The sequence below is a fragment of the Providencia sp. PROV048 genome, assembly GCF_033688165.1.
Lineage (GTDB): Bacteria > Pseudomonadota > Gammaproteobacteria > Enterobacterales > Enterobacteriaceae > Providencia > Providencia hangzhouensis.
This window is the reverse complement of sequence record NZ_CP096360.1, coordinates 284,719-309,808: the sequence shown is the minus strand read 5'-3', so window position 1 is coordinate 309,808 and position 25,090 is coordinate 284,719. Positions and strand designations below refer to the sequence as shown.

19 protein-coding genes and 1 tRNA gene are annotated in these 25,090 nt (G+C 41.2%); 11 read left to right on the top strand and 9 right to left on the bottom strand.

Annotated elements, in window-relative coordinates:
- Positions 1-172: 172 nt before the first annotated feature.
- From M1F26_RS01365 to glyQ, 3 genes are all read right to left on the bottom strand, one after another.
- A tRNA-Pro gene (locus M1F26_RS01365) sits at positions 173-249 on the bottom strand.
- 220 nt (positions 250-469) lie between these two features.
- Positions 470-2,539 (bottom strand): glycine--tRNA ligase subunit beta, encoded by a 2,070-nt coding sequence (gene glyS, locus M1F26_RS01360; RefSeq protein WP_140172001.1) that lies wholly within the window; start codon positions 2,537-2,539, stop codon positions 470-472.
- Between the two features lie 9 nt (positions 2,540-2,548).
- Positions 2,549-3,457 (bottom strand): glycine--tRNA ligase subunit alpha, encoded by a 909-nt coding sequence (gene glyQ, locus M1F26_RS01355; RefSeq protein ID WP_004262647.1) that lies wholly within the window; start codon positions 3,455-3,457, stop codon positions 2,549-2,551.
- A 202-nt stretch (positions 3,458-3,659) separates the two neighbouring features.
- Between glyQ and M1F26_RS01350 the strand changes: the two genes are divergently transcribed.
- Positions 3,660-4,223, top strand: coding sequence for a DNA-3-methyladenine glycosylase I (locus M1F26_RS01350; RefSeq protein ID WP_140172000.1), 564 nt, complete (start codon positions 3,660-3,662; stop codon positions 4,221-4,223).
- Between the two features lie 205 nt (positions 4,224-4,428).
- Positions 4,429-5,685, top strand: coding sequence for a valine--pyruvate transaminase (locus tag M1F26_RS01345; protein WP_094960801.1), 1,257 nt, complete (start codon positions 4,429-4,431; stop codon positions 5,683-5,685).
- Between the two features lie 331 nt (positions 5,686-6,016).
- Here M1F26_RS01345 and M1F26_RS01340 read toward each other — a convergent pair whose 3' ends face one another.
- A complete protein-coding gene (locus M1F26_RS01340; RefSeq protein WP_136134095.1) occupies positions 6,017-7,675 on the bottom strand; it encodes a putative transporter in 1,659 nt (552 codons plus the stop codon).
- A gap of 385 nt (positions 7,676-8,060) precedes the next feature.
- On the opposite strand from M1F26_RS01340, the gene M1F26_RS01335 reads away from it, so the two are divergent.
- Positions 8,061-8,381 (top strand): YceK/YidQ family lipoprotein, encoded by a 321-nt coding sequence (locus tag M1F26_RS01335; protein ID WP_227528879.1) that lies wholly within the window; start codon positions 8,061-8,063, stop codon positions 8,379-8,381.
- Between the two features lie 307 nt (positions 8,382-8,688).
- Here the strand turns inward: M1F26_RS01335 and M1F26_RS01330 are convergent, their stop codons facing one another.
- Entirely contained in the window at positions 8,689-10,020 is a 1,332-nt protein-coding gene (locus M1F26_RS01330; protein ID WP_180359509.1) for a DUF3748 domain-containing protein, read from the bottom strand.
- A 122-nt stretch (positions 10,021-10,142) separates the two neighbouring features.
- On the opposite strand from M1F26_RS01330, the gene M1F26_RS01325 reads away from it, so the two are divergent.
- Positions 10,143-10,757, top strand: coding sequence for a trimeric intracellular cation channel family protein (locus M1F26_RS01325; protein ID WP_004262660.1), 615 nt, complete (start codon positions 10,143-10,145; stop codon positions 10,755-10,757).
- Between the two features lie 37 nt (positions 10,758-10,794).
- Here M1F26_RS01325 and ligB read toward each other — a convergent pair whose 3' ends face one another.
- Positions 10,795-12,522, bottom strand: a complete 1,728-nt coding sequence (ligB, locus tag M1F26_RS01320) for an NAD-dependent DNA ligase LigB (protein WP_140171999.1) — start codon at positions 12,520-12,522, stop codon at positions 10,795-10,797.
- Positions 12,523-12,842: 320 nt separating this feature from the next.
- Here ligB and gmk point away from each other — a divergent pair, with 320 nt between their 5' ends.
- The 5 genes from gmk to recG are packed head-to-tail and all read left to right on the top strand — an operon-like array spanning position 12,843 to position 18,768.
- Positions 12,843-13,466, top strand: coding sequence for a guanylate kinase (gene gmk / locus M1F26_RS01315; RefSeq protein ID WP_004262662.1), 624 nt, complete (start codon positions 12,843-12,845; stop codon positions 13,464-13,466).
- A 56-nt stretch (positions 13,467-13,522) separates the two neighbouring features.
- Positions 13,523-13,798 (top strand): DNA-directed RNA polymerase subunit omega, encoded by a 276-nt coding sequence (gene rpoZ, locus M1F26_RS01310; RefSeq protein ID WP_004262665.1) that lies wholly within the window; start codon positions 13,523-13,525, stop codon positions 13,796-13,798.
- Between the two features lie 19 nt (positions 13,799-13,817).
- Positions 13,818-15,935, top strand: coding sequence for a bifunctional GTP diphosphokinase/guanosine-3',5'-bis pyrophosphate 3'-pyrophosphohydrolase (gene spoT, locus M1F26_RS01305; RefSeq protein ID WP_004262666.1), 2,118 nt, complete (start codon positions 13,818-13,820; stop codon positions 15,933-15,935).
- Positions 15,936-15,957: 22 nt separating this feature from the next.
- Positions 15,958-16,671, top strand: a complete 714-nt coding sequence (gene trmH / locus M1F26_RS01300; protein WP_140171998.1) for a tRNA (guanosine(18)-2'-O)-methyltransferase TrmH — start codon at positions 15,958-15,960, stop codon at positions 16,669-16,671.
- Between the two features lie 15 nt (positions 16,672-16,686).
- On the top strand, positions 16,687-18,768 hold the full coding sequence (recG, locus tag M1F26_RS01295) for an ATP-dependent DNA helicase RecG (RefSeq protein WP_140171997.1): 2,082 nt from the start codon (positions 16,687-16,689) through the stop codon (positions 18,766-18,768).
- A gap of 97 nt (positions 18,769-18,865) precedes the next feature.
- Here the strand turns inward: recG and gltS are convergent, their stop codons facing one another.
- Entirely contained in the window at positions 18,866-20,080 is a 1,215-nt protein-coding gene (gltS, locus tag M1F26_RS01290) for a sodium/glutamate symporter (RefSeq protein WP_140171996.1), read from the bottom strand.
- 235 nt (positions 20,081-20,315) lie between these two features.
- Here gltS and M1F26_RS01285 point away from each other — a divergent pair, with 235 nt between their 5' ends.
- Both M1F26_RS01285 and M1F26_RS01280 read left to right on the top strand, forming a co-directional pair.
- On the top strand, positions 20,316-21,704 hold the full coding sequence (locus tag M1F26_RS01285; RefSeq protein ID WP_140171995.1) for a uracil-xanthine permease family protein: 1,389 nt from the start codon (positions 20,316-20,318) through the stop codon (positions 21,702-21,704).
- Positions 21,705-21,830: 126 nt separating this feature from the next.
- Complete coding sequence (locus M1F26_RS01280) at positions 21,831-23,588, top strand: AsmA family protein (protein WP_140171994.1); 1,758 nt, start codon at positions 21,831-21,833, stop codon at positions 23,586-23,588.
- A 76-nt stretch (positions 23,589-23,664) separates the two neighbouring features.
- Here M1F26_RS01280 and fabY read toward each other — a convergent pair whose 3' ends face one another.
- Complete coding sequence (gene fabY, locus M1F26_RS01275) at positions 23,665-24,579, bottom strand: fatty acid biosynthesis protein FabY (protein ID WP_140171993.1); 915 nt, start codon at positions 24,577-24,579, stop codon at positions 23,665-23,667.
- A gap of 23 nt (positions 24,580-24,602) precedes the next feature.
- Positions 24,603-25,040, bottom strand: coding sequence for a D-aminoacyl-tRNA deacylase (gene dtd / locus M1F26_RS01270; RefSeq protein WP_140171992.1), 438 nt, complete (start codon positions 25,038-25,040; stop codon positions 24,603-24,605).
- Positions 25,041-25,090 lie beyond the last annotated feature (50 nt).

Below are 25,090 nucleotides of genomic sequence, written 5' to 3'. Positions count from 1 at the left end.
AGTCCTTGTAATGAAAAAGCGTTTTTACCTAAAACAACATGAGTGAATCAGCTTATATATCAACAGAGATAGGTTATTGAGTGCAAGCCAAGTTAGTCTGAAATAGTTGGGGTGAAAAATAGGAAGGGGTAAAAACGAAAAAACCCACCTCAATGAGGTGGGTTTTAGAATTTGGTCGGCGAGAGAGGATTCGAACCTCCGACCCACTGGTCCCAAACCAGTTGCGCTACCAAGCTGCGCTACTCGCCGAAAACGGTGTGAATAATACTGCCAAGAACGGAGGTCGTCAACCCATTTTTCGCCAATTCTATTCGTTTGCTGATAAAACCACCAAAATAGTAAGGCTTATATGCAAATTACCTTATTTTAAGTAAAAAATAAGCACTAGAATATTTTAGTGCTTATTTATCAAACAGGTTAGCGTTTATAAAAATAACGTTAACTACAAGCTAATAACCTATTTTTAAGGCTATTGAAGCAAAGAAATATCCGCTACTTTTAAGAACAACTCACGTAATTGGCTTAATAGCGTCAAACGATTAATACGAACCGCTTGGTCTTCATCCATTACCATAACATTTGCAAAGAATTCATCTACGATATCGCGTAAAGAAGCTAATTCAACTAAAGCCTCTTGATAATTCCTTTCTGCAAACATTGGCGCAAGTTTATCTTGCAATACCACAACATGCGTCGCAAGTTTGACTTCTTCAGGTGTTTTTAGAACAGAGGCTAAAACGTTATCAGCCAATTTTTCTTCTGATTTGCTCAGAATATTGGAAACACGTTTATTTGCCGCTGCAAGTGCCTGCGCCTCTTCTAATGAACGGAAGTGAGTAACAGCTTTCACTCGTGCATCAAAGTCAGCAGGTTGTGTTGGATGACGAGCTAATACCGCTTGGATGGTATCAATACTATAGCCTAATTCTTGATACCAAGAACGGAAACGACCAAGCATGAACTCGACAACGTCATTAACCACATTTTTATTGGTTAATTTATCACCGTATAAACGAGCTGCTTCTTCTGTCATTTCAACAAGATCAAGCTGGTAGCCTTTTTCTACGATGATACGTAAGACACCTAATGCAGCACGGCGCAAAGCGAATGGGTCTTTATCGCCTTTAGGATGTTGGCCTATACCAAAAATACCAGCAAGCGTATCCATTTTTTCAGCCAATGCTAATGCAGCTGAAACATCAGTCGATGGAAGTGCATCTCCAGAAAAACGCGGTTGGTACTGCTCTTTTAAAGCTAATGCAACGTCTTCTGACTCACCATCATGGCGTGCATAATGCATTCCCATAACGCCTTGAGTGTCTGTGAATTCAAACACCATATTAGTCATTAAGTCACATTTTGCTAATAAACCAGCTCGTGTCGCATGATTTACATCTGCACCAATTTTGTTTGCAATCCAGCCAGCTAATGCTTCTAAACGGTCAGTTTTATCACGCAGTGTACCTAATTGTTTTTGGAACAATACAGTTTCTAAGCGTGGTAAGTTATCTTCCAAACGTTGTTTACGGTCAGTTTTAAAGAAAAATTCGGCATCGGCTAAACGCGGACGTACAACTTTTTCGTTACCTGAAATAATTTGCTGAGGGTCAGAAGACTCAATATTTGCCACAAAGATAAAATTAGGCATTAACTTGCCCGTCTTATCATAAACTGGGAAATATTTTTGGTCCCCTTTCATGGTATAAACTAGCGCTTCTGAAGGAACATCTAAGAATTTCTCTTCAAATTTAGCTGTTAAAACGACCGGCCATTCAACCAATGAAGTCACTTCTTCAAGCAAACTATCTGTTAAGTCAGCTTGGCCACCAAGAGCCTGAGCCGCTTTTTCCGCATCTGCTTTAATAACCGCTTTACGTTCTGCGTAATCTGCCATGACTTTACCGCGTTCACGTAAAATGGCTGGATATTGTTCCGCATTATCAATAGTAAATTCAGATTCACCCATGAAACGGTGACCACGAATTGTGCGCCCGCTCTTAATCCCTAAAATTTCGCCATCAATAACATCACTACCCAGTAACAATGTTACCGTGTGCACAGGGCGAACAAATTGTGTGTCCTTATCTGCCCAACGCATTAATTTAGGTATAGGTAATTTGGCCAATGCACGGCTAACCATATCAGCCAGTAATTCACTGACTGCCTGCCCTTTCATTTGGGCACGATAGAGTAGCCATTCGCCTTTATCGGTCGTCAAACGCTCAGCTTGATCAACGGTAATACCACAACCACGAGCCCAGCCTTCAGCGGCTTTAGTCGGTTGGCCATCTGGAGCAAACGCCTGAGAGATAGCAGGGCCGCGTTTTTCAACTTCACGGTCTGGCTGTGAAGCCGCTAAATCAGCGACTTTAAGTGCTAGACGACGAGGGGCAGCAAACCACGTTACTGCACCATGAGCGATATCAGCACCATCAAGTTCAGCCGTAAAATTTGCAGCAAATGATTCAGCTAATGAACGAAGAGCCTTCGGCGGTAACTCTTCGGTGCCGATTTCCACAAGGAAAGTCTGTTGAGTCATGACAGCCTCTTAGTTCTTATGACACATAGGGAATCCAAGCGCTTCGCGAGAAGCATAGTACGCTTCTGCAACCCCTTTAGTTAGGGTACGAATACGTAAAATATAGCGTTGGCGTTCAGTAACAGAAATGGCTTTACGTGCATCGAGTAGGTTGAAAGTATGAGCCGCTTTCAAGATACGTTCGTATGCAGGCAGTGGAAGTGGCGTTTCCAAAGCCAGCAAGTGTTGAGCTTCTTTTTCGTACTCTTCAAAGCATTTGAAAAGAAAATCAACATTTGCGTATTCAAAGTTATAGGTTGATTGCTCAACTTCGTTTTGATGATAGATATCACCATAGGTAGTTTTACCCAATGGGCCATCACACCAAACAAGGTCATACACGCTGTCCACGCCTTGGATATACATCGCTAAGCGCTCTAAACCGTATGTAATTTCACCTGTTACTGGTTTACACTCAAGACCACCGACCTGCTGGAAGTAAGTGAACTGAGTAACTTCCATACCATTAAGCCACACTTCCCAGCCTAATCCCCAGGCACCTAATGTTGGGTTTTCCCAGTTATCTTCAACAAAACGAATGTCGTGAACTGTTGGGTCAACACCTAATTCTTTTAAAGAACCAAGGTATAACTCTTGGATATTGTCTGGTGATGGCTTGATGATCACCTGAAACTGGTAATAGTGTTGTAGACGGTTTGGGTTTTCACCATAGCGGCCATCAGTTGGTCGACGAGATGGTTGAACATAAGCCGCTGCAATAGGCTCAGGGCCTAATGCACGCAAACACGTCATTGGGTGAGAAGTTCCAGCGCCGACTTCCATGTCCAATGGTTGAACAATGGTACAGCCTTGACGCGCCCAGTAGTCCTGTAATGTCAGGATAAGACCTTGAAAGGTTTTGGTATCAAACTTTTGCATGTTAGATCCGCACGCGATACGTAAAATTTAATGAAAGTACGCCAGTATACCCTTTGACCGCAAGATATACAGCATTGAATATGTCTGTATTTATTCTAAAAATAAAAAAAAATACTTTCACCCCTTTTAAGCTGGTTATTTATACAGTATAAATAGTTTGTTTTTTGAAGCAAACCAATTACCATTGTAAAAAGGATGAAAAATGGATACCGCACTAACACGTTGCCATTGGGTCAATCAAGATCCTGAATATATCGCTTATCACGACGATGAATGGGGTAAACCCACTTATGATAACTTAACGTTATTTGAAATGATCTGCCTTGAAGGCCAACAAGCCGGGCTCTCTTGGTACACCATTTTAAAAAAACGCCAAGGATATCGTGATCTATTTCATCATTTCGACCCTGAAAAAATTGCATCAATGAATGAAGACGATATTGAGCGACTCATGCAAGATACTCGGATCATCCGTAATCGATTAAAAATTAATGCAATTATTGCAAATGCAAAAGCTTATTTAGCCATGAAAGAAAATGGTGAAGACTTCTCCACTTTTATTTGGCAATTTGTTAATGGCCAACCCATTATCAACGGTTGGGAGCTCTCATCACAAGTTCCTGTGGAAACAGAACTTTCTAAGCTTCTCTCCAAAGCGCTCAAAAAACGTGGGTTTAAATTTGTCGGCTCAATTACTTGCTACGCCTTTATGCAAGCAACTGGCATGATAAATGACCATTTAGTGAATTGTTGCCAATTTAAATAAATTAGTTTTTATCGGTGTAACTCATCGAGTAAAAAGAAAAATAAACCACCAAAGCATTAACATTGCAACATTTTAGACTGTTAAATATATCCATCTTAATATTTTATCTTAATAAAAGATAGAAATTGGTGGTTGAACTCTGAGGTGCAGCGGAGTATGTTTTAAATTCCATTAACAATCTAATAAATATATGTGAATAAATGCGATGATATTTTCTAAATTTGGCAATAAATTTGCTAAAAATTCAGGTATTTCATTATTAATGAAAGACTTGAATGAAGGCATAAGAACCCCTGGCTCCATTATGTTAGGGGGAGGAAATCCTGCTCATATCCCTGAAATGGATAAGTATTTCCAAGATCTGTTAGCTGAGATGTGTGCTAATGGCCAATTGACGGACACTTTATGTAATTATGATGGCCCTCAAGGTAAAGATGCCATGTTGAAAGCGCTTGCAGCAACGCTAAAAGCAAAACTAGGTTGGAATATTAGCGCGAAAAATATTGCCCTATCTAACGGCAGCCAGAGTGCTTTTTTCTATCTATTTAACTTGCTAGCCGGTCGCTTTGAAGATGGTATCACCCGTAAAGTGCTATTTCCTCTTGCCCCTGAATATGTCGGTTATGCAGACTCAGGTCTTGATGATGGCTTATTCGTTGCTAATAAGCCACAAATTGAATTTTTACCTAATGGTCAATTTAAATACCGAGTGGACTTCAACACATTAGAGGTTACTGATGATATTGGTGTGATTTGTGTGTCTCGCCCAACAAATCCGACTGGTAATGTCATTACTGATGAAGAAGTTGAGCATTTAGACCAACTAGCTAAACAACATAATATTCCACTACTAATAGATAATGCTTATGGTGTTCCTTTCCCTGGCATTATTTTCAGCGAAGCTACGCCATTTTGGAACGAAAATGTCATTCTTTGTATGAGTTTATCTAAACTTGGTTTACCAGGAACTCGATGCGGCATTATCATCGCTAACGAAGAAATCATTGAAGCTGTTAGTAATATGAATGGCATCATCAGCCTTGCTCCTGGTGGCATAGGCCCTGCGCTTGCCTTAGAAATGCTTAAAAAAGATGACCTTATCTCGTTATCTAAAAATGTAATTGGTCCTTTTTATAAGCAGCGTGTAGAAGAAGCCATCGAAATTATTCGCCGCTATATCCCAGAAGATAAGTGTTTAATTCATAAGCCAGAAGGTGCCATTTTCCTCTGGTTATGGTTTAAAGACCTACCAATTAATTGCTTAGAATTATACCAACGCTTAAAAAAACGTGGCGTATTGATGGTTCCCGGCCATTACTTCTTCCCTGGTATTGAACAGGATTGGCCACATGCGCATCAATGTATGCGTATGAACTATGTCCCTGAGCCAGAAAAAATTGAACAAGGGATCAAGATATTAGCTGAAGAGCTTGAAAAAGCTTATCAAGAAGTGACCTGCTAGTTGTGAAACGACAAGGTACTTTTAGCCCTGTTATTGCAATATTTAGGTAAAAAAAAAGCCCTTTCATATAGAAGGGGCTAAAAATTAGCGAGAACTCCGTAATTGAAATCAAATTAATTTTTCAATACGAATATCATTCAAAACTATTAGAACATCTTTTCTATTTGGTTATTGCTTAAACAAAAGCACTTTTTGCCCCTATATATCGTGATACCTTTCATTACTGCCTTATACATCAAACATCAAAATCCAAATATCATATTGAAAAAGCTATAATTTTAGAAATTTCAATAGAATTTCTGCTATTCATCGGTTTAACAATCACATCTAGCTAAACCGCCCAAAATAAAATAGCCAGCAATTGTGGAGAAATAATTCTTAAAAACATCGCTAATGGATAAACCGTTGCATAAGACAATGCCGGAGCACCGCTGGCCGCATGAATATTATTTGCAAAAGCCAGTGCAGGAGGGTCAGTCATAGAGCCCGCTAGCACCCCACAAAGGCTCAAATAGTTCATTTTGCCAAAAATTCGAGCTACAACACCTGTAATAAATAGTGGTACAAACGTAATCAATAGCCCATAACCAATCCACGTTAGCCCATCACCTTTAATTAAAGTATCAATGAAGCCACCACCAGAATTGAGCCCAACAACAGCGAGGAACATGACGATTCCCAGTTCTCTCAGCGCTAAGTTTGCACTCGGAGGCATAAACCAATATAAACGCCCTATAGTCCCTATACGACCGAGAATTAGAGCAACAACCAGTGGCCCTCCCGCTAATCCTAGTTTCAGTGCGGCAGGAAAACCAGGAACAAAAACGGGTATTGACCCCAGCACAACTCCAAGCCCTATCCCGAGGAATACAGGTAACATTTGAACTTGCTGTAGTTTCTGTTTCGCATTACCTAACAAAGCGGTGACGGCTTCGATTGACTCAGGACGTCCAACAATATTTAAAATATCACCAAATTGTAAAACCGAATTGTTATTAGCAACTAAATCAATACCAGTACGGTTTAATCGTGTCACAACAACATCATATTTTTGTTTTAAGTTTAAGTCTTTCAGCCTTTTACTTAGTACAGCATCATTCGTCACCACCACACGAACGGAATGCAAAATAGAGCTTGATGTCGACAAGGATACGTCAACTTCCTCACCTAATATTAAACGAACTCTATTTAAATCATCTTTTAAACCAACAACGTGCAATAAGTCACCTAAATGAATTTCTGTGGTAGGCTGAGGAACAACCAGCATGTCCCCACGTTTTAATCTTGAGCAAACAATAGCTTCACTACCAAGCAGTGGGATGTCTTGCATCATTAAGCCATCAAGATTGGCGTTACGAATGGCAATATTCATAGTCTGCAGAGAGTCGCGCTGTTGAAAAGTAGAACTATTAAATGCAGAAGCCTCTTTCTCTACTGAAATTCTAAAGATAATGCGTACTAACCACATCACCAATAAGATGCCACAAATCCCCATAGGGTAAGCCATGGCATAGCCCATCCCCATCTGGCCAACAAGATTAGGGTCAGATCCTAAGTCAGTTAAAATTTGCTGACCAGCACCTAAAGATGGCGTATTCGTTACCGCCCCTGAGAAAATACCTAGGATAATCGGTAATGGAATATTCGCGACTTTATATATGATTGCTGTTACCACCGCGCCTAAGACAACGACCATCAACGCAAAGCCATTTAGTTTCAGCCCAGAAACGCGTAGAGAAGAGAAAAAACCAGGCCCAACCTGAATACCTATCGTGTATACAAACAGTATCAAGCCAAATTCTTGAATAAAATGCAGCATGTCTTTATTAAGTTGCAAGCCATAACTTTGGGCGAAGTGTCCAACAATGATCCCCCCAAATAGAACACCACCAATCCCTAGCCCAACACTCCGGATCTTCCAATTTCCAATCCATAGCCCTAAAGCAGCAGCTAACGCCAACAAACTTACAGTAAGAGCTAATTCACTCATAGACCGCATCCTTTTGACGACAAGTTACCCGTTAAACACACCCAAATAGGTGATAAAACATACTACTGAATCGATTATGCCAAATAGCATGAGGGTAATATGTGCCATAGAGCACAGTTCAGAAGGAATAAATGTTCTATTTTTTTAGAATTTTCAACCTGATAACAAATATAAAATAGTATGTCTTTATTTCTTAACGTTATTTATCATTCATAGAAATAGCTACTTAAGACAAACATTTTTAGTTAATAGCTACAAGTAAACTATTAACTAAAAAAATACATACGATTAAATAAAATAATAATACGACACCATTATTGTGAATTTCTTGTTTTTAGTTATTATAAGTAAATATTGGGGACGACAAACTAAATACAGGTTAACAATGTCTATGCCGAGTTTAATTTCAATACGATTATATTTTCTTATCGCACCTCTTATTTTGAGTGGTTGCTCCAGTATTATGACTCATGCAGGCCCATCAGAAGGTTATTACCCTGGTTCGAAAAACAGTATTAAAATGATTAAAGATGATGAGACCGGCTGGGTTGTTAAACCTTTACTTGCTATTGATTTACCCTTTTCTGTTGTTATGGATACTCTTTTAATTCCTTTAGATTACGCGAAATCGGGTAATGGTGATAAAGCAGACTCACCCAAAAAACGCATAGAAGAACTTGAAAATAAAGATAAAACCAAAAAGTAATTCAGGCTCAATCAAACGTTTGTAATTAAAATTTCATTGTGTATTAACTGTATTTATGAATACATTATTTTTTAATCTAAGATCTGACCAATCATTTATATAATATCTGTTTAATTATTATCTTATTATGATATCCATCTCCTTAACTTAAATATTCTATTCTATTTATAAGTATTTTTGCACTCATTGCATGAATAATTAACAATTAAATTTTTTAAATGCTAATCAGAGAAAAATAAAAACAGTCACAGATAAAAAAAAGCTTATCAATACTTTTTTTATTCGTGACTGTAGTAACATAATTATTTTATTTGCTGTTTAAACCCGTTTCTACGGTATAAATTTGCCTAAATCCATCAATATCTCGCATAAACGCAATCAATTCATCATTAGGTGAAAATACAACGGAATCAGCAACAGGAGCAAGTTCAGTACGCTGCGTTAATTTTTGTATGGTTCCGCTCACGACATGACAATACACGACACTATTGTCACAAATAAAGCAAATGTGCTCACCTTTACTATCCCAGCTAAAGGCAGACTGAACCGGTGAAGAACCCTGAGTTATCTGCCTTTGCACTCCAGTCAGCGTATCAACTAACCACAATTGAGCATTACCGTCATCATCATTCATCAAACAAGCGATTGATTTACCATCTGGCGAAGTTCTTAGCCAATGTCGTGGCTGCTTCGCTAAACCAGGAAATTTTTTATCGTGTGTATAAGTTAAACGCCTTTGCTGTATACCTTTTGGTGGGGAAGGCATGCTTGATTCTGTTCCTTGGATAGGAGATTCCCCCGCAATCATGTAATCCTCAAGCTGTGAAGGTAGATCAACAATATAGATCTCAGGAATAATTTCTCCATTTGTAGAATGAGTGTCACCAATAAACACCAGCGCTCTTTCTTGCCACTCTCCATTCTCTTTTTGATAACCTTTTTGGCCTACCCAACCCTCTTCATATGCACGGCTAATCTCATCGCTGCTAGGCTTAGGCTGTTGCGTTGTTCGCGTCACAACACAACAAAAGTAATCGCCACTATATTCTCGAAAATGTATTTTAGAACTCACATTAACGGGCCCAATAGGTACTGCAATTGCCACATTTCGTTGGTCTAATTGCACATCTAATTCATGCATTACATGGTCATTATAGGTAAAACTCAACCACTTTCCGTCTGGACTAAAAACATGGACATGAGTCCCCCCACGCAACGCCCCCACTAAATACGGAGGGGTAATACACATTGCATCAATTGGGTGAGCTACATTTAATTGATCTTCTTTAACATACACCCCTCTTCGATGGTGAAAGTCATATTGCCACTGTTCATCAGGGTACTCAGGGCCATGGATAAAAGCATATTGAGTTGGCAGTTGAGGACTTACCGTTACCACTCCAACATGAGCCCCATGACTTGCACGATAAACCTCAACGACTTGTAATGTTTTTACATGAATTTTTTCTATAGATAAACCTGTAAAAGAACTACCGCTCGGCCGTATATCATACGCTAACCACTGGCTGTCTGGAGTCCAGATATTAATATTCGTTAGTTGGTGGCTTCGTTCATCATGCGTTAAACGTGTTTCTTTATAGGGCAATTTATTATTCAATCTGTTATCCTTTGACATCATTTAATATCGCTATCGGATTACTTTAACTAATCTAGTTTAATCAATACTAGAAAATCTCAGTCGAGAAGTTTCATAAGTAATATTACCCTTTAGCAATAACCTTAATCTCGAACAAAACTACCATGTTATTAAGTGTACTTTATATTATTGGTATCACCGCAGAAGCCATGACTGGAGCACTTGCGGCTGGCAGACGAAAAATGGATGTCTTTGGCGTCATTATTATTGCGTCCGCGACGGCAATTGGTGGTGGTTCCGTCCGTGATATCTTACTTGGCCATTACCCCCTAGGTTGGGTGGAACATCCTGAGTATATCCTGACTGTTGCAGGCGCTGCGATTGTGACAATCTGGATAGCCCCTATGATGAAACATTTACGCCGATTATTCCTCATATTAGATGCTATCGGGCTAATTGTGTTTTCTATACTTGGCGCCCAAATAGCACTCGATATGCACTACAGCCCAATCATTGCAGCTATTGCAGCAGTGATTACTGGCGTTTTTGGTGGTGTGTTAAGAGACATGCTGTGTAACACAATCCCTTTAGTTTTCCAAAAAGAAGTCTATGCTGGCGTTTCTTTCGCTGCCGCTTGGATCTATATTGGCCTATTACAAACGCCTTTACCTAAAGATATCGTGGTTATTATCACACTCGTTGTTGGCTTGAGTGCAAGGCTAATAGCCATTCGTTATCGTCTCGGTTTGCCTATTTTTAATTACGAAAACCAAGATTAATCTAATCAATAAAAGAGTTTCAGCCATTAATGATTTACTATTGATGGCTTTCTATTGGTGGCTGAATCGCTTTCATGTCAGACAATATACGTAAAATAGATTCAATTTCTGGTTCCGCTAGCCAATTAGCTAATTTTTTCTTTTGCAGCTTCGTCAAATTTAGACTGTTAACCCATGATGGGTCATACAACATACCTATGTCAGTCACTTTCCCTACTTGTAATTTAGTTAGTGGAATTGCGAGACCTTTTAACCAAAGCGAAATAGGTTGATCCTTTGTCATTTTCAGTTGCTTTACTAACATTTGGTGTTTTTTACCTTTCGATAAATCGCTTTGCCATTGTTCTGACAACCAAGTTGTTAATCGAGTTAGGTTATGGTTTTCTACCCACTGGCGCCATGTAGCCTCACTTATTCCTCGCATACGTAGTTGTTTACCTAACCACGTTAACCTTGCGACAAACTGCTGTGAGCAAACTTCAGTATAAGTAAGACAACTTAGTGAGTGAAACTGTTTTAAGGTTGATGTCTCTGGATATTCGCGTTCCTCTCGTCGCCAAATAACGTCTTCAATCTTTGGACTTCCTAGCCCTGAAAGAGAGACAAGTATTTTATCTCCAACAAGTAAATCTCGTTTTTCCCATGATGATAATGATCCAGCATTTACCTTTGAAATAGTTTTCGAGTCAATATTGATGGGGGTTATGCTAGCTACAACACTAATTCTCCCGGTCCTTCCTATATTGAACTGAAGCTTAGTTACCTCTGATAGCACACTGCGTAATGGATATTTCCATGCAATCGCCCAACTATTTTGTTTTGATTGCCAGGCTGATGCTGCTGGCGCTGGAAAATTTTTAAGCACTATACCATCTGTAGCAAATGGTAATTGCCCTTGATAATAGTATTCCCTTAGTTGCTTAGCTTGAATCTTATTTTCAATTTTATGGCTATATTGTTCAGCAAGCGGAAAACCTATCTCAGAAAGTAATGTTAACTGTGTTTTTGGATTAGTATCCCCCGCAGGCCATGCCCAAATAAAAATACCAATATTTTCTTCAAGGGCGGTTGGCTCATTTTTTCGCATTAACCACCCCGCAATCTTATTACGAGCGTTTACTCCCCCACTTTTAGCTTGAATATGTCCATTCATACGCCAAAATAATTCGCCTTGAAGGACTAACATGCCTGAATATTTGATTTGTTTGGGTATCGCAGGAATAAAATCTGCTTTTGCCCGCCACTCGATTCCTTCAACACTATTTCCTCGGCTAATCATGGAAATAAGCTTGCCATTTTTATAAACCAACGTTACTGCTACACCATCAACTTTAGGTTGTAGCCAGATATTTTTACGTGTTTCTATCCAGCTATAAACTTCTAATTCATTGAGTTTCTTTAACCCTGTATGAGGAATGGGATGCATAGTTAGCTGTGATTTTTCAGGTAATAGTACTTCTGGCAATTCTTCGGGAAGTTGCTGGCATCGTTGTAAAGAACGCCATAAATTAAATAGCTGGTCATAAGCTTCATCACTAATGGAACTGCTACCCGCCAAACGGTAAGCTTGGTTCCACAGTTGTAATTGTTTTCCTAACCGATGACTTTCCTGACTTATTATTTTACTATTTTGTTTTTCACACGGTTTATTAACGGCAATTTGCTGCGCTGCTTGAGCAACATTAATACACACCATTACCCCAACAATTAACCCACTTAGTCTATAAACTGACGCGAACCAATAACCATACAAAATATAAATCATAACTATTCCTTGTTATTACCAATCCATTAAGATGTTACTCTTTTAAAGCATTTTCTCCTCAGTTGCTAAGCATCAAACAACCTCTCAAAGTCTTCATCCTCAAAAGAAGTTGTTTGCAAAAGGCTTCGCAAAACTAATGATGCTTTCATGAGTAATAAGTTAATTTCTCGAGCCCGTTCACAATTTAGTTACTAATCAAATTCATTTAATTAAAATTCATGATTTATTGATATCGCTGCATGTTGATGCAAGTCCGTGTATACTATGTCGGGTTTATCACCATCTTTTATGTTTAATCCTCGACTATTCAAGAAATCATCATGATACAAGGCACGTTATATATTGTTTCTGCCCCTAGTGGAGCAGGGAAATCAAGTCTGATTCAGGCTTTATTAAAAACACAACCATTGTATGACACACAGGTTTCCGTTTCTCATACAACTCGAACTGCACGTCCAGGAGAAGTCCATGGCGAGCACTATTTCTTTGTATCTGAAACTGATTTTTTACAAATGGTCGACAAAGGTGAATTCCTAGAGCATGCATGCGTTTTTGGGAATTATTATGGGACGTCCAAACCTATCATTGAAGATGTATTAAATAGTGGTGTTGATGTTTTTCTTGATATCGATTGGCAGGGAGCGCAGCAGATAAGAGCCAAAATGCCTGAGGCGCGTAGTATTTTCATTCTCCCACCATCAAAAGATGAACTTTATCGCAGACTGCGTGGCCGTGGGCAAGACAGCGATGAAGTTATTGAAAAACGTATGTCACAGGCAGTAGGTGAAATTGAACATTTCAACGAGTATGATTACCTTATTGTTAATGATGATTTCAATACCGCACTGAGCGATTTACAATCTATCATCCGTACTGAGCGTTTAAAATTAGGGCGTCAAGTTCAACGACATGATGCTTTAATCAGCAAATTACTAGCAGACTGAGAATAGTTTCAGTATCATATCAGGTCATTTTTTTATTTCTTTGGAGTAGCACATTTATGGCACGCGTAACTGTTCAAGACGCAGTAGAAAAAATTGGTAACCGCTTTGACCTCGTATTGGTTGCGGCACGTAGAGCTCGTCAGTTACAAACGGGTGGAAAAGACCCTTTAGTTCCTGAAGAAAATGATAAATACACTGTTATCGCATTACGTGAAGTAGAAGAAGGCTTAATCAACGGTCACATTTTAGATGTGCGTGAGCGCCAAGAACAGCAAGAGCAAGAAGCGGCTGAAATGCAAGCAGTTTCTGCAATCGCTGAAGGTCGTCGCTAATCACTAAGGTGGGTCTGCCTTGTATCTGTTTGAAAGCCTTAATTTAGTCATTCAAAAGTATCTTCCTAAAGAACAAATTGAATTACTAAGAAAAGCCTATGTTGTTGCTCGGGATGCCCATGAAGGACAGACCCGTTCAAGTGGTGAGCCTTATATTACTCACCCAGTTGCTGTTGCTTGTATTCTTGCTGAGATGCGTTTGGACCATGAAACACTAATGGCAGCGCTACTTCATGATGTGATTGAAGATACTCCAGCGACATTTCAAGATATAGAAGAATTGTTTGGTACCACCGTCGCCGGTCTCGTCGAAGGTGTATCCAAGCTAGACAAGCTCAACTTTCGCGACAAAAAAGAAGCTCAAGCAGAAAACTTCCGCAAAATGATCATGGCGATGGTAAAAGATATCCGTGTCATTTTGATAAAACTGGCAGACCGCACTCACAACATGCGCACGTTGGGGTCACTTAGGCCCGATAAACGTCGGCGCATTGCACGTGAAACCCTTGAGATATATAGCCCGTTAGCCCACAGGCTAGGTATACACCACATCAAAACAGAGCTTGAAGAACTGGGTTTTGAAGCGTTATATCCCAACCGTTATCGTGTTATTAAGGAAGTCGTCAAGGCTGCTCGCGGTAACCGAAAAGAGATGATCCAAAAAATTCTCTCGGAAATTGACGGTAGGCTAACCGAGGCAGGAGTTCCTTGTCGCGTAAGTGGCAGAGAAAAACACCTTTATTCCATCTATCGCAAAATGCACCAAAAAGAGCAACGTTTCCATTCCATTATGGATATCTATGCTTTTAGGGTAATTGTAAAAGATGTGGATACTTGCTACCGCGTTTTAGGCCAAATGCATAGTTTATACAAACCGCGTCCGGGGCGTATTAAAGACTATATTGCTATTCCTAAAGCTAACGGCTATCAATCGCTACATACCTCATTGATTGGGCCACATGGTGTTCCTGTCGAAGTGCAAATTCGCACAGAAGACATGGACCAAATGGCTGAAATGGGGGTTGCTGCGCATTGGGCATATAAAGAGCAAGGCGAACAAGGTACAACAGCACAAGTTAGAGCTCAACGTTGGATGCAAAGTCTACTTGAGTTACAACAAAGTGCAGGTAGCTCGTTTGAATTTATTGAAAGCGTTAAATCGGATCTATTTCCAGATGAAATCTACGTTTTCACCCCTGAAGGCCGCATTGTTGAGTTACCTACTGGTGCCACACCTGTTGACTTTGCCTATGCGGTGCATACAGATATTGGTCATGCTTGCGTGGGCGCGCGTGTTGATCGCCAGCCTTACCCACTTTCGCAATCCCTTACGAGTGGCCAAACTGTCGAAATTATTACCGCGCCGGGCGCACGGCCAAATGCAGCATGGCTCAATTTTGTTGTCAGCTCAAAAGCGCGGGCCAAAATTCGCCAGTTATTGAAAAATTTAAAACGTGAAGATTCTATTAATTTAGGTCGCCGTTTACTCAACCATGCGCTAGGGGCAGGAAATAAACTCACTGATATCCCTCAAGCCAATATTGATGCGGAATTGGCACGCATGAAGCTGCACTCTATCGATGATTTGCTTGCTGAAATTGGGTTGGGTAATGCAATGAGTGTGGTTGTCGCACGTAACCTACAGAACAATCCACAAAATACACCTGAAGAACAAGTGTTAGTTGAAAGCCGGAATAAACTCTCTATCAAAGGTGCTGATGGTGTTTTAATCACCTTTGCAAAATGTTGTCGTCCTATTCCTGGTGACCCAATTGTTGCACATATTAGTCCTGGTAAAGGTCTCGTTATTCATCATGAATCCTGCCGCAACATTCGTGGTTATCAAAAAGAACCTGATAAATTTATGGCTGTTGAATGGGACAACGACACCGACACCGACTTTATCGCTGAAATTAAAGTGGATATGATTAACCATCAAGGCGCTTTAGCGAATTTAACCGCCGCTATTAATGACGCTAACTCAAGTATTCAAAGTATGAATACAGAAGAAAAAGATGGCCGTGTATATTGTGCCTTTATTCGCCTTACGACTAAAAACCGTGTTCAATTGGCAAATGTGATGCGAAAAATCCGTATTATGCCTGACGTTCTACGTGTTAGCCGAAACCGTAATTAACGACCATACTTGATTAATCACTATGAATGAACGCCGCTACCGCCGCATTTGCCAAATGATGGCGATGCGGCAGCCTGACCTAACTCTCTGCCTCGAAGAAATTCATAAACCACACAATGTTTCTGCCATTGTACGCAGTGCGGATGCGGTAGGGATCCATCAAATTCATGCTATTTGGCCTGACCAACAAGTCAAACTGTCCGTTTCTTCTGCTGCAGGGAGTAATAGCTGGGTTAAAATTATTTCACACGCATCGACCGAAGAAGCCATTTCCCAAATAAAATCACAAAACATGCAGGTTTTGGCGACTAACTTGTCGGAACATGCCGTTGATTTTCGTGAAATTGATTATACTTTGCCAACTTGTATTATGATGGGGCAAGAGAAAACAGGGATTTCACAACAAGCCCTCGCACTGGCGGATAAACACATTATCATTCCAATGGCGGGTATGGTGCAATCTTTGAATGTTTCCGTCGCTTCTGCATTAATTCTGTATGAAGCCCAAAGGCAGCGGCAACAAGCGGGAATGTACGATCGTGAACATTGCTTACTTTCACCAGATGAACAACAAGCTTGGTTATTTGAAGGCGGTTACCCTGTACTGGCTGAAGTCGCTAAACGTAAGGGGCTTCCTCGGCCATTGATTAATAACCAAGGGCAAATTGAAGCTGATGACTCGTGGTGGGCACAAATGCAATTAACCGAAAAAATGAAAAGACGGCAGTTTGGTTAAATAGAAGGAAATAACATGAATAATGGGCTACTTGATACCATTTCACTGACCTCATTGCATGGTGTTGGTGCAAGTCAGTCAGAAAAAATGCGTAAAATCGGTTTGAACACCGTTCAAGACCTTCTTCTTCATTTCCCTTTGCGCTATGAAGACCATACTCGTTTATATCAAATAAAAGATCTTCTTCCCGGCACGACAGCAACGATCACGGGCGAAGTCCTGCAAACTAAAGTCGTCTTCGGCCGAAAAAGAATGATGACTTGCTTAATTTCCGATGGAACAGGCAACCTCACCTTACGTTTTTTCAATTTCTCAGCAGCAATGAAAAATAACTTAGCAGAAGGAAGAAAGGTTACCGCCTATGGGGAAGTTCGCAGAGGAAATACAGGACCGGAAATCATTCACCCTGAATATAAAGTGTCTAAAGACCCCAGCAATATCAGCTTGCAAGAGAATTTAACACCCGTATATCCAACCACTGAAGGTGTTCGCCAAGCGACTTTACGCAAAGTCATGGAACAAGCGCTCGGGCTACTGGATAGCGGGAAAATAAAAGAATTACTTCCTGAAGAGCTTAGCCGTGGAATGATAAGCTTACCAGATGCTATTCGCTTATTACACAATCCACCACCGAATGTGGCACTGAGCGAGCTAGAAAAAGGCCATCATCCGGCACAAAAGCGGCTAGTCCTCGAAGAACTACTCGCTCACCATCTAAGCATGTTAGCTATCCGCGCAGGTAATGAACGCCTATATGCGGAACCGTTAGTGGCAAGTGGTCAATTAAAATCTCAGTTACTTGCACAATTACCGTTTTCACCAACAGACGCACAAAACCGTGTTGTTAGTGAAGTTGAAGCAGACCTCGCTAAAAACGCCCCTATGATGCGTTTGATTCAAGGGGATGTCGGATCAGGGAAAACCCTCGTTGCAGCCTTAGCGGCCGTTTGTGCCATCGAGAATGGCAAACAAGTGGCGCTGATGGCTCCCACCGAAATTCTTGCAGAGCAACATGCCAATACGTTCAAACAGTGGTTAGAACCTTTAGGTGTCAAAGTAGGTTGGCTTGCGGGTAAACAAAAGGGTAAGGCACGTCAGGCTCAGCAAGATGCCATCGCAAGTGGAGAAGTTGCGATGGTTGTTGGAACACACGCTATTTTCCAAGAGCAAGTGAGCTTTAAAGCGCTGGGACTTGTTATCATTGATGAACAACATCGCTTTGGCGTTCATCAGCGGCTCGCTCTGCGTGAGAAAGGTGAGCAGCAAGGGTACCACCCTCATCAATTGATCATGACCGCTACGCCAATCCCACGTACACTGGCGATGACAGCGTATGCAGACTTAGATACCTCTGTCATCGATGAACTTCCTCCAGGCCGTACGCCTGTCACTACTGTCGCCATCCCGGACACTCGCCGTAACGATATTATTGAACGCGTTCGCCAAGCCTGTATTGAAGAAGGTCGCCAAGCCTATTGGGTCTGTACACTCATTGAAGACTCTGAATTATTAGAAGCACAAGCGGCTCAAGTGACCAGCGAAGAACTAGCACTGGCACTACCTGAATTAAAAGTAGGCTTAGTCCACGGGCGAATGAAACCTGCTGAAAAGCAAAGCATTATGGCGGCTTTTAAAAGGAATGAAATTCAACTGCTTGTGGCTACAACGGTCATTGAAGTCGGTGTTGATGTGCCTAATGCAAGTTTGATGATTATTGATAACCCTGAGCGCCTTGGTTTAGCTCAATTGCACCAATTGAGAGGGCGAGTTGGCCGTGGAGCTATCGCATCTCACTGTGTCTTATTGTACAAGACACCGTTAACCCATACCGCTAAACAAAGACTACAAGTGTTGCGGGACAGCAATGATGGCTTTGTTATCGCACAAAAAGATCTCGAAATTCGCGGGCCAGGGGAATTATTAGGCACTAGACAAACAGGAAATGCAGAATTTAAAGTCGCAGACTTGTTGCGTGACCAATATATGTTGCCAGAAGTGCAACGCCTTGCTCGCCATATTCAACAAAATCACCCCGAAAATGCACAACAACTTATTGAGCGTTGGTTACCTGAGCGAGAGCAGTACAGCCACGCTTAAGTTTTATATCTTCTTTTTATTCGTTCCCTAAAATGAAAATTGCCGTGAATATTTTCACGGCAATACCTGCTTTACTTGATTTATTATAAAATGAAAGTTAACCAGCAATCGTTGAGAATAATGGCAGCATCAGATACAGTTTAATCACTATCGCATTAACAATATCAATGAAGAATGCCCCAACCATTGGTACAACCAAGAATGCTAAGTGAGATGGACCTAATCTATCCGTAACAGCTTGCATATTCGCAATCGCTGTTGGTGTCGCACCAAGACCAAATCCACAATGACCTGCAGCTAAGATTGCAGCGTCATAGTTTTTGCCCATCACGCGGAAAGTCACAAAAATAGCATATCCCGCCATCACACAAGCCTGTACAGCAAGAATGATAATCATTGGGATTGCAAGTGATGCTAATTCCCACAGCTTCAAGCTCATGAGTGCCATTGCTAAGAATAATGAGAGGCTCACGTTACCCATGACAGAAACAGCGCGGTCGAATACTCGGTAAAAACCAAGCAGTGATAAGCTGTTACTTAAAATGACACCAACAAAAAGTACGCAGACAAACTTAGGCAATGCGAAAGGAGTATCGGCTAATTCGCCTGCAATAAAACTTCCCACCAATAGACAAATAGCGATCAGTGCAATAGTTTCAATTAAAACCATTGAAGTGATCATGCGCCCAGATTGTGGTTTCTCAAATGCAGTTGGAACGTCTTTATCATCATCAGCCGTTCCTGGCGTTGGAATATTACGCGTTAGAAAACGTGCAACAGGTCCACCGATTAAACCACCGAGAACAAGTCCAAATGTAGCACACGCCATTGCAACTTCTGTTGCACTTTGGAAACCATAGCTTTCAGTGAAAATTTTACCCCATGCCGCACCAGTACCATGGCCGCCAGATAAGGTAATTGAGCCAGCTAACAGCCCCATTAAAGGGTCTAGTCCCAATAATTCAGCAAGGGCAATCCCCACTGTATTTTGGACTAACAATAAGCCGACAACCACAAAAACAAATATAAACAGTGCCTTACCACCAGCCTTTAAACTTGCAAGGTTGGCATTAAGACCAATAGTGGCAAAGAATGCCAGCATCATAGGTTCTTGCAGTGATAAGTCAAAAGAAAGGCTCCAGTCAAATAATTGTTTAAGCAATAAAAGACTAAAAGCAACTAACAACCCACCCGCAACAGGTTCAGGGATGGTATATTTTTCAAGAAAAGGGACTGATTTTACCAGTTTACGCCCAAGCAATAATACTAAGGTAGCAGCTACCAGTGTACCGTAGACATCGAGATGATACATTCACGTACCTCGTCTGTTGTTAAAATTATCAAAAACTAGTAAGACGTTAATTTCTTCCTTAAAACGCCAAAAGCAGGTTATAGGATTAGAAAAAAAAACTGTTATAAATACAAGTTAAAAGATATAAAAATGTGACAGCCTTATTTAACATTGATCAATATTTTTTACGCGCAAACGATTGCTTTTTAATTTCGACACATTACAATGCGTTTTTTGTTGGCGAGAAATGAAGGCAATGAATACTGCGACGTCTGAAAAACAAACTACTGAAGCGACCATACAAACGCAAAGCGAACTCATCTATAAATTAGAAGACCGCCCACCACTGCCCCAAGCCTTGTTTGCCGCTGGGCAACATCTTCTGGCGATGTTTGTTGCGGTGATTACCCCTGCGATGCTGATTTGTCAGGCATTAGGACTACCAGCTCACGATACTCAACGCATCATTAGTATGTCTTTATTTGCCTCCGGTATTGCTTCTTTAATTCAAATTCGTGCATGGGGCCCTATTGGCTCAGGCCTACTTTCGATTCAAGGAACCAGTTTTAACTTTGTTGCACCGTTAATCATGGGAGGTGTTGCACTCAAGCAAGGTGGAGCTGATATCCCATCCATGATGGCAGCTTTATTTGGTACTTTACTCGTAGCCGCATTAACCGAAGTGATTCTTTCACGTTTTCTACATCTAGCCCGTCGAGTCATTACACCACTGGTTTCTGGTGTCGTTGTCATGATCATCGGCTTATCTTTAATTCAAGTCGGCTTGACCTCCATTGGTGGTGGTTATGGTGCGATTAGCGATAATACCTTCGGTTCACCAGATTACCTGATTTTGGCTGGGGTTGTTTTAGCGGTTATTATTTTACTTAATCGGCAGAAAAACCCTTACTTACGTGTCGCATCTTTAGTTATTGCCATGGCCGTTGGTTATATTGCAGCTTGGTGGATGGACATGTTGCCAAATGCGCAACCAATGGAAGCCAATCAGCCAATTATTACTATCCCTGAGCCTTTCTATTATGGCTTATCCTTCGACTGGAACCTGTTGATCCCATTAATTCTCATTTTTATGGTGACTTCCTTAGAAACGATAGGTGATATTACCGCCACTTCAGATGTGTCAGAACAACCCGTTCGTGGCCCTTTATATATGAAACGAATCAAAGGTGGCGTACTTGCCAATGGTTTGAACTCGATGGTCTCAGCGGTATTTAATACTTTCCCTAACTCTTGCTTTGGGCAAAACAACGGTGTTATCCAATTAACAGGGGTGGCAAGTCGCTATGTCGGCTACATTGTTGCCTTAATGTTAGTGTTATTAGGGTTATTCCCTGCAGTTGCAGGCTTTGTACAACAAATCCCTGAGCCCGTATTAGGCGGAGCAACCATTGTGATGTTTGGTACCATTGCCGCTTCAGGGGTACGTATCGTGTCTCGTGAGCCACTCAATCGCCGCGCCATCATGATTATAGCCCTTTCTCTCGCCGTGGGTATGGGTGTGTCACAGCAACCCTTGATTTTGCAATTCGCGCCTGACTGGTTAAAAACATTATTTTCTTCAGGTATTGCTGCGGGGGGTTTAACTGCAATTGTTCTGAATTTAGTCTTCCCTCTCGAAAAATAACCTTTCATTCTAGCCGCCAGTGTTGAACACTCTGGCGGTTTTTCTGTATGCTATCCTTAAATTGTCGCTATATTAGGCAGTCTCTTCCTGTGTCTATTCGTCAACAAGCCAAAGGAGCAGTAAACTGTGAAATGGTTAATCAAACTTACTACCTATGCACTTCTGTTACTGCTGCTATTGTTTATTTTTACTTATATCGGGCTGCAAACCCGTTGGGGTGCATCCTACACCAGTCAATTTTTAAGTAAGTTCACTGACTATGATATTGATGTGGGAATTATGGGACATGAATTTTCTAACCCCGGTGAATTCATTTTCCAAGATGTCAAATTAGCGAATAAAAACAGTGACCTCTCTTTAGACTCACGGCAAATCGTGCTTGATGTTAATTGGCGAAATCTATTTAGCGGTACGGCAATTAAACGTTTGGTTATTACTCAAGGAACATTATCGACAACTGTCACACCTGATACGATACTGCTACCTATTTCCGCGAATATTTTGCAATTTGAAAATAGCCAAATCACGCTTAAAAAAGATAATGATACTGTGCAAGTCACTGGCTTCACGGGGGGAATTACCCCTTGGAAACCCGCTGAAAGCTCCCCTTTTGGTTACGGTGATTTTCGATTTACCGCTAACCAATTAAAATTTAATGACCTTTCATTCAAGAATGTTGCCATTACCGGTAAATTGCAGCAGCAAGGAACAGAAATAAGTCAAGCAAGTGCCTACCTAAATAATGGCTATATTGCGGGGGCTGGGAAGGTACTTAAGGATGGCACTATCACGGTAGATTCCCTCACCATGAATAAAGTCGGCTGGGAAAATAAAGTTGATTTCGATTCACTATTTGATGCAATAACGAGTGAAAAATCATTGCAGATCAAAAAAGTAGAGTTAACCAACATTGATATCCAAGGGAAGGATTGGGCACTCTCTGGCCTAAGCACCGAAATTGACCAACTCAGCTTCGTGAGAGGGAGCTGGACTAGTTCCGAAAGCAACATTCGTTTTAATGTTGACCAATTTGTCGTAAAAGACCAGCAACTCAGTACCTTAATTGGTGATCTAAAAATTAACGGTGACAGCCTGAATATCAATAAGTTATCCGGTTACTATAATAAAGGCGTCTTTAACCTCAGTGGTTCTTGGCAGCGCAATAATCAAGTACTCACTATCGATGAAGGTAAACTCGCGGGTATCTTATATACCTTACCTGAAAATTGGTTGCCCTTCTTCGCGCAACCAACACCAGCGTGGTTGTTCGGTTTAAATATTAAGAAATTTACTCTTTCCCAATCACTTTTGATGAATATCCAGCCGCAATTTCCTTTCGAGTTGACGGCATTAAGCGGCAATATTGAGAATGTTGATTTAATCAAACAAAAACAATGGGGAATTTGGAGCGGTAAAGCGACATTCACTGCAGATAGCGGCACAATTAACCAAGTTCTTGTACGCCGCCCGTTTATTGAAGTGCGTCAAAGTGGTAAGTCCTCAGCCGCTGCGAGCTTAACAGTCAGTACCGATAAAGGCATCAGTAAGGTTGGCTTGCTGGTAAAACAAGAGCCCAAAAAAGTCCCCTTCTTACTCAGGGCATCAGGTTCTAATATTGACCTCGTCGATTTAAACCAATGGGGTTGGGCAGGCTTCCCAGCTCAAGTTATCGGTGACTTTGATGCGACATTACAAGGGGACTTACTCGCCCCATCAGTGGCAAAAAGTTTGAATGGGGAGTTGATGGCAGTCCCATTGCAAGGCAAACGCCTATTCCGTACCGTTGTTAATGGGGTTGTCACTTCTTCAGTAGAGTCCGAAGCCGATTTACAGCCTACCGAGCCTTCATTAGTAGAGCCGCTCCCCGCACTTAGTAATCCATAAAAACTACTAATCCATAGAAATACAAAAGGCAGGTCAATCATACCTGCCTTTATCTTTTAATTTTCAATGAACAACATTACTTTACTGGCGCTACAGGTAGCACCATATAGACACCGCTGAATACTGCGCCCACTTTGCCATCAGGGTTACTAACCTCGACTTTCAGCTTTACCCGCGCTTTACTGCCGCGCGCTAAACGGTCAAGGTCACCGCTCATATTTGCTAAGTCCGCTGTCGCTGTCGGCCTGCCGCTCACGGGCTTACCATAACGAATACTGGCATCGACCAACACAATATCGCCACCAAGCTGGTGTTCTTGCATTAACAACCAAATCAGCCCCCATCCCGTCAAGGTAGCTAATGAAAATTGGCTTCCTGCAAATATCGTTTCATGAGGATTTTGGTTGCCCGCTTCCGGCATGGCGGTAATAAAACGAGTTCCTGTGTATTGGTCAACTCGAACCCCCATTTTCTCACTCAATGGAATGTACTTATACCACGCTTGTTGTAGCTCACCACACCAATCGGGACGATGTAGAATTTGATCTAGCGTCTCAATGGGTTTAATCATCAAATAGTGGCGTACAGGCGTTTTTAACTGCCCAGCGACTTGGCCACGGTTCTCAAAACCCATTTTGTCGAAAAAGGGGACGGCTTCTTCACGAACGCTCGACACAATGCGTTTTACGCCTTCTTGCCGCGCAACGGATTCGAGAGCCATGATAATTAATTTGCCGAGTCCTTTACCTTGCATGGCAGGGTTAACGGCTAAAAAACGGATAGCCCCCTCATTATCTGCATTGATATATAAGCGGCCAATGGCAAGGATACGGTTTTTATCATCCACAACCATTTGATGGTGTGCGGTTAAATCATATCCATCTTTTTCTGAACCAAGGGGCTGATTAAACGGTTTTCGCAACATTTCCCAGCGAAAATGGTAATAAGTTGCGAATTCAATATCATCTTTCGGTGTACGTAAATGGTACATCGCTTCCCCCTTTAAAAATGGCTTCACACTTGTAGCCAGAAGGTAACAGGGCCATCATTGGTTAAATTTACTTGCATATCAGCAGCAAATTCCCCCGTTTGTGTTTCAATCCCTTGTAGCCGGCTTTGTTCAACGAAGTATTGGTACAAAGCATCTGCTCTTTCAGGCTCTGCTCCCCCTGAAAAGCTAGGCCGCATACCTTTTTTGGTGTCAGCAGCTAAAGTAAATTGAGAAACCACCAATAGGCTACCTCCCGCTTGCTGAACGTTGAGATTCATTTTTCCTTGTTCATCGCTAAAAATACGGTAGCCTAATACTTTTTCACACAAACGCTTGGCTTTCTGCTCATCATCATCTTTTTCAACACCAAGTAAAACCAACAACCCAGTATTTATTTGCCCTACTATTTTCTGTTCAACAACCACACTCGCTTGAGTGACTCTCTGGATTAATGCAATCATGATGACTCTTTACAAAAAGATGGAGCAACGTTAGCCGTTGCCCCACTATA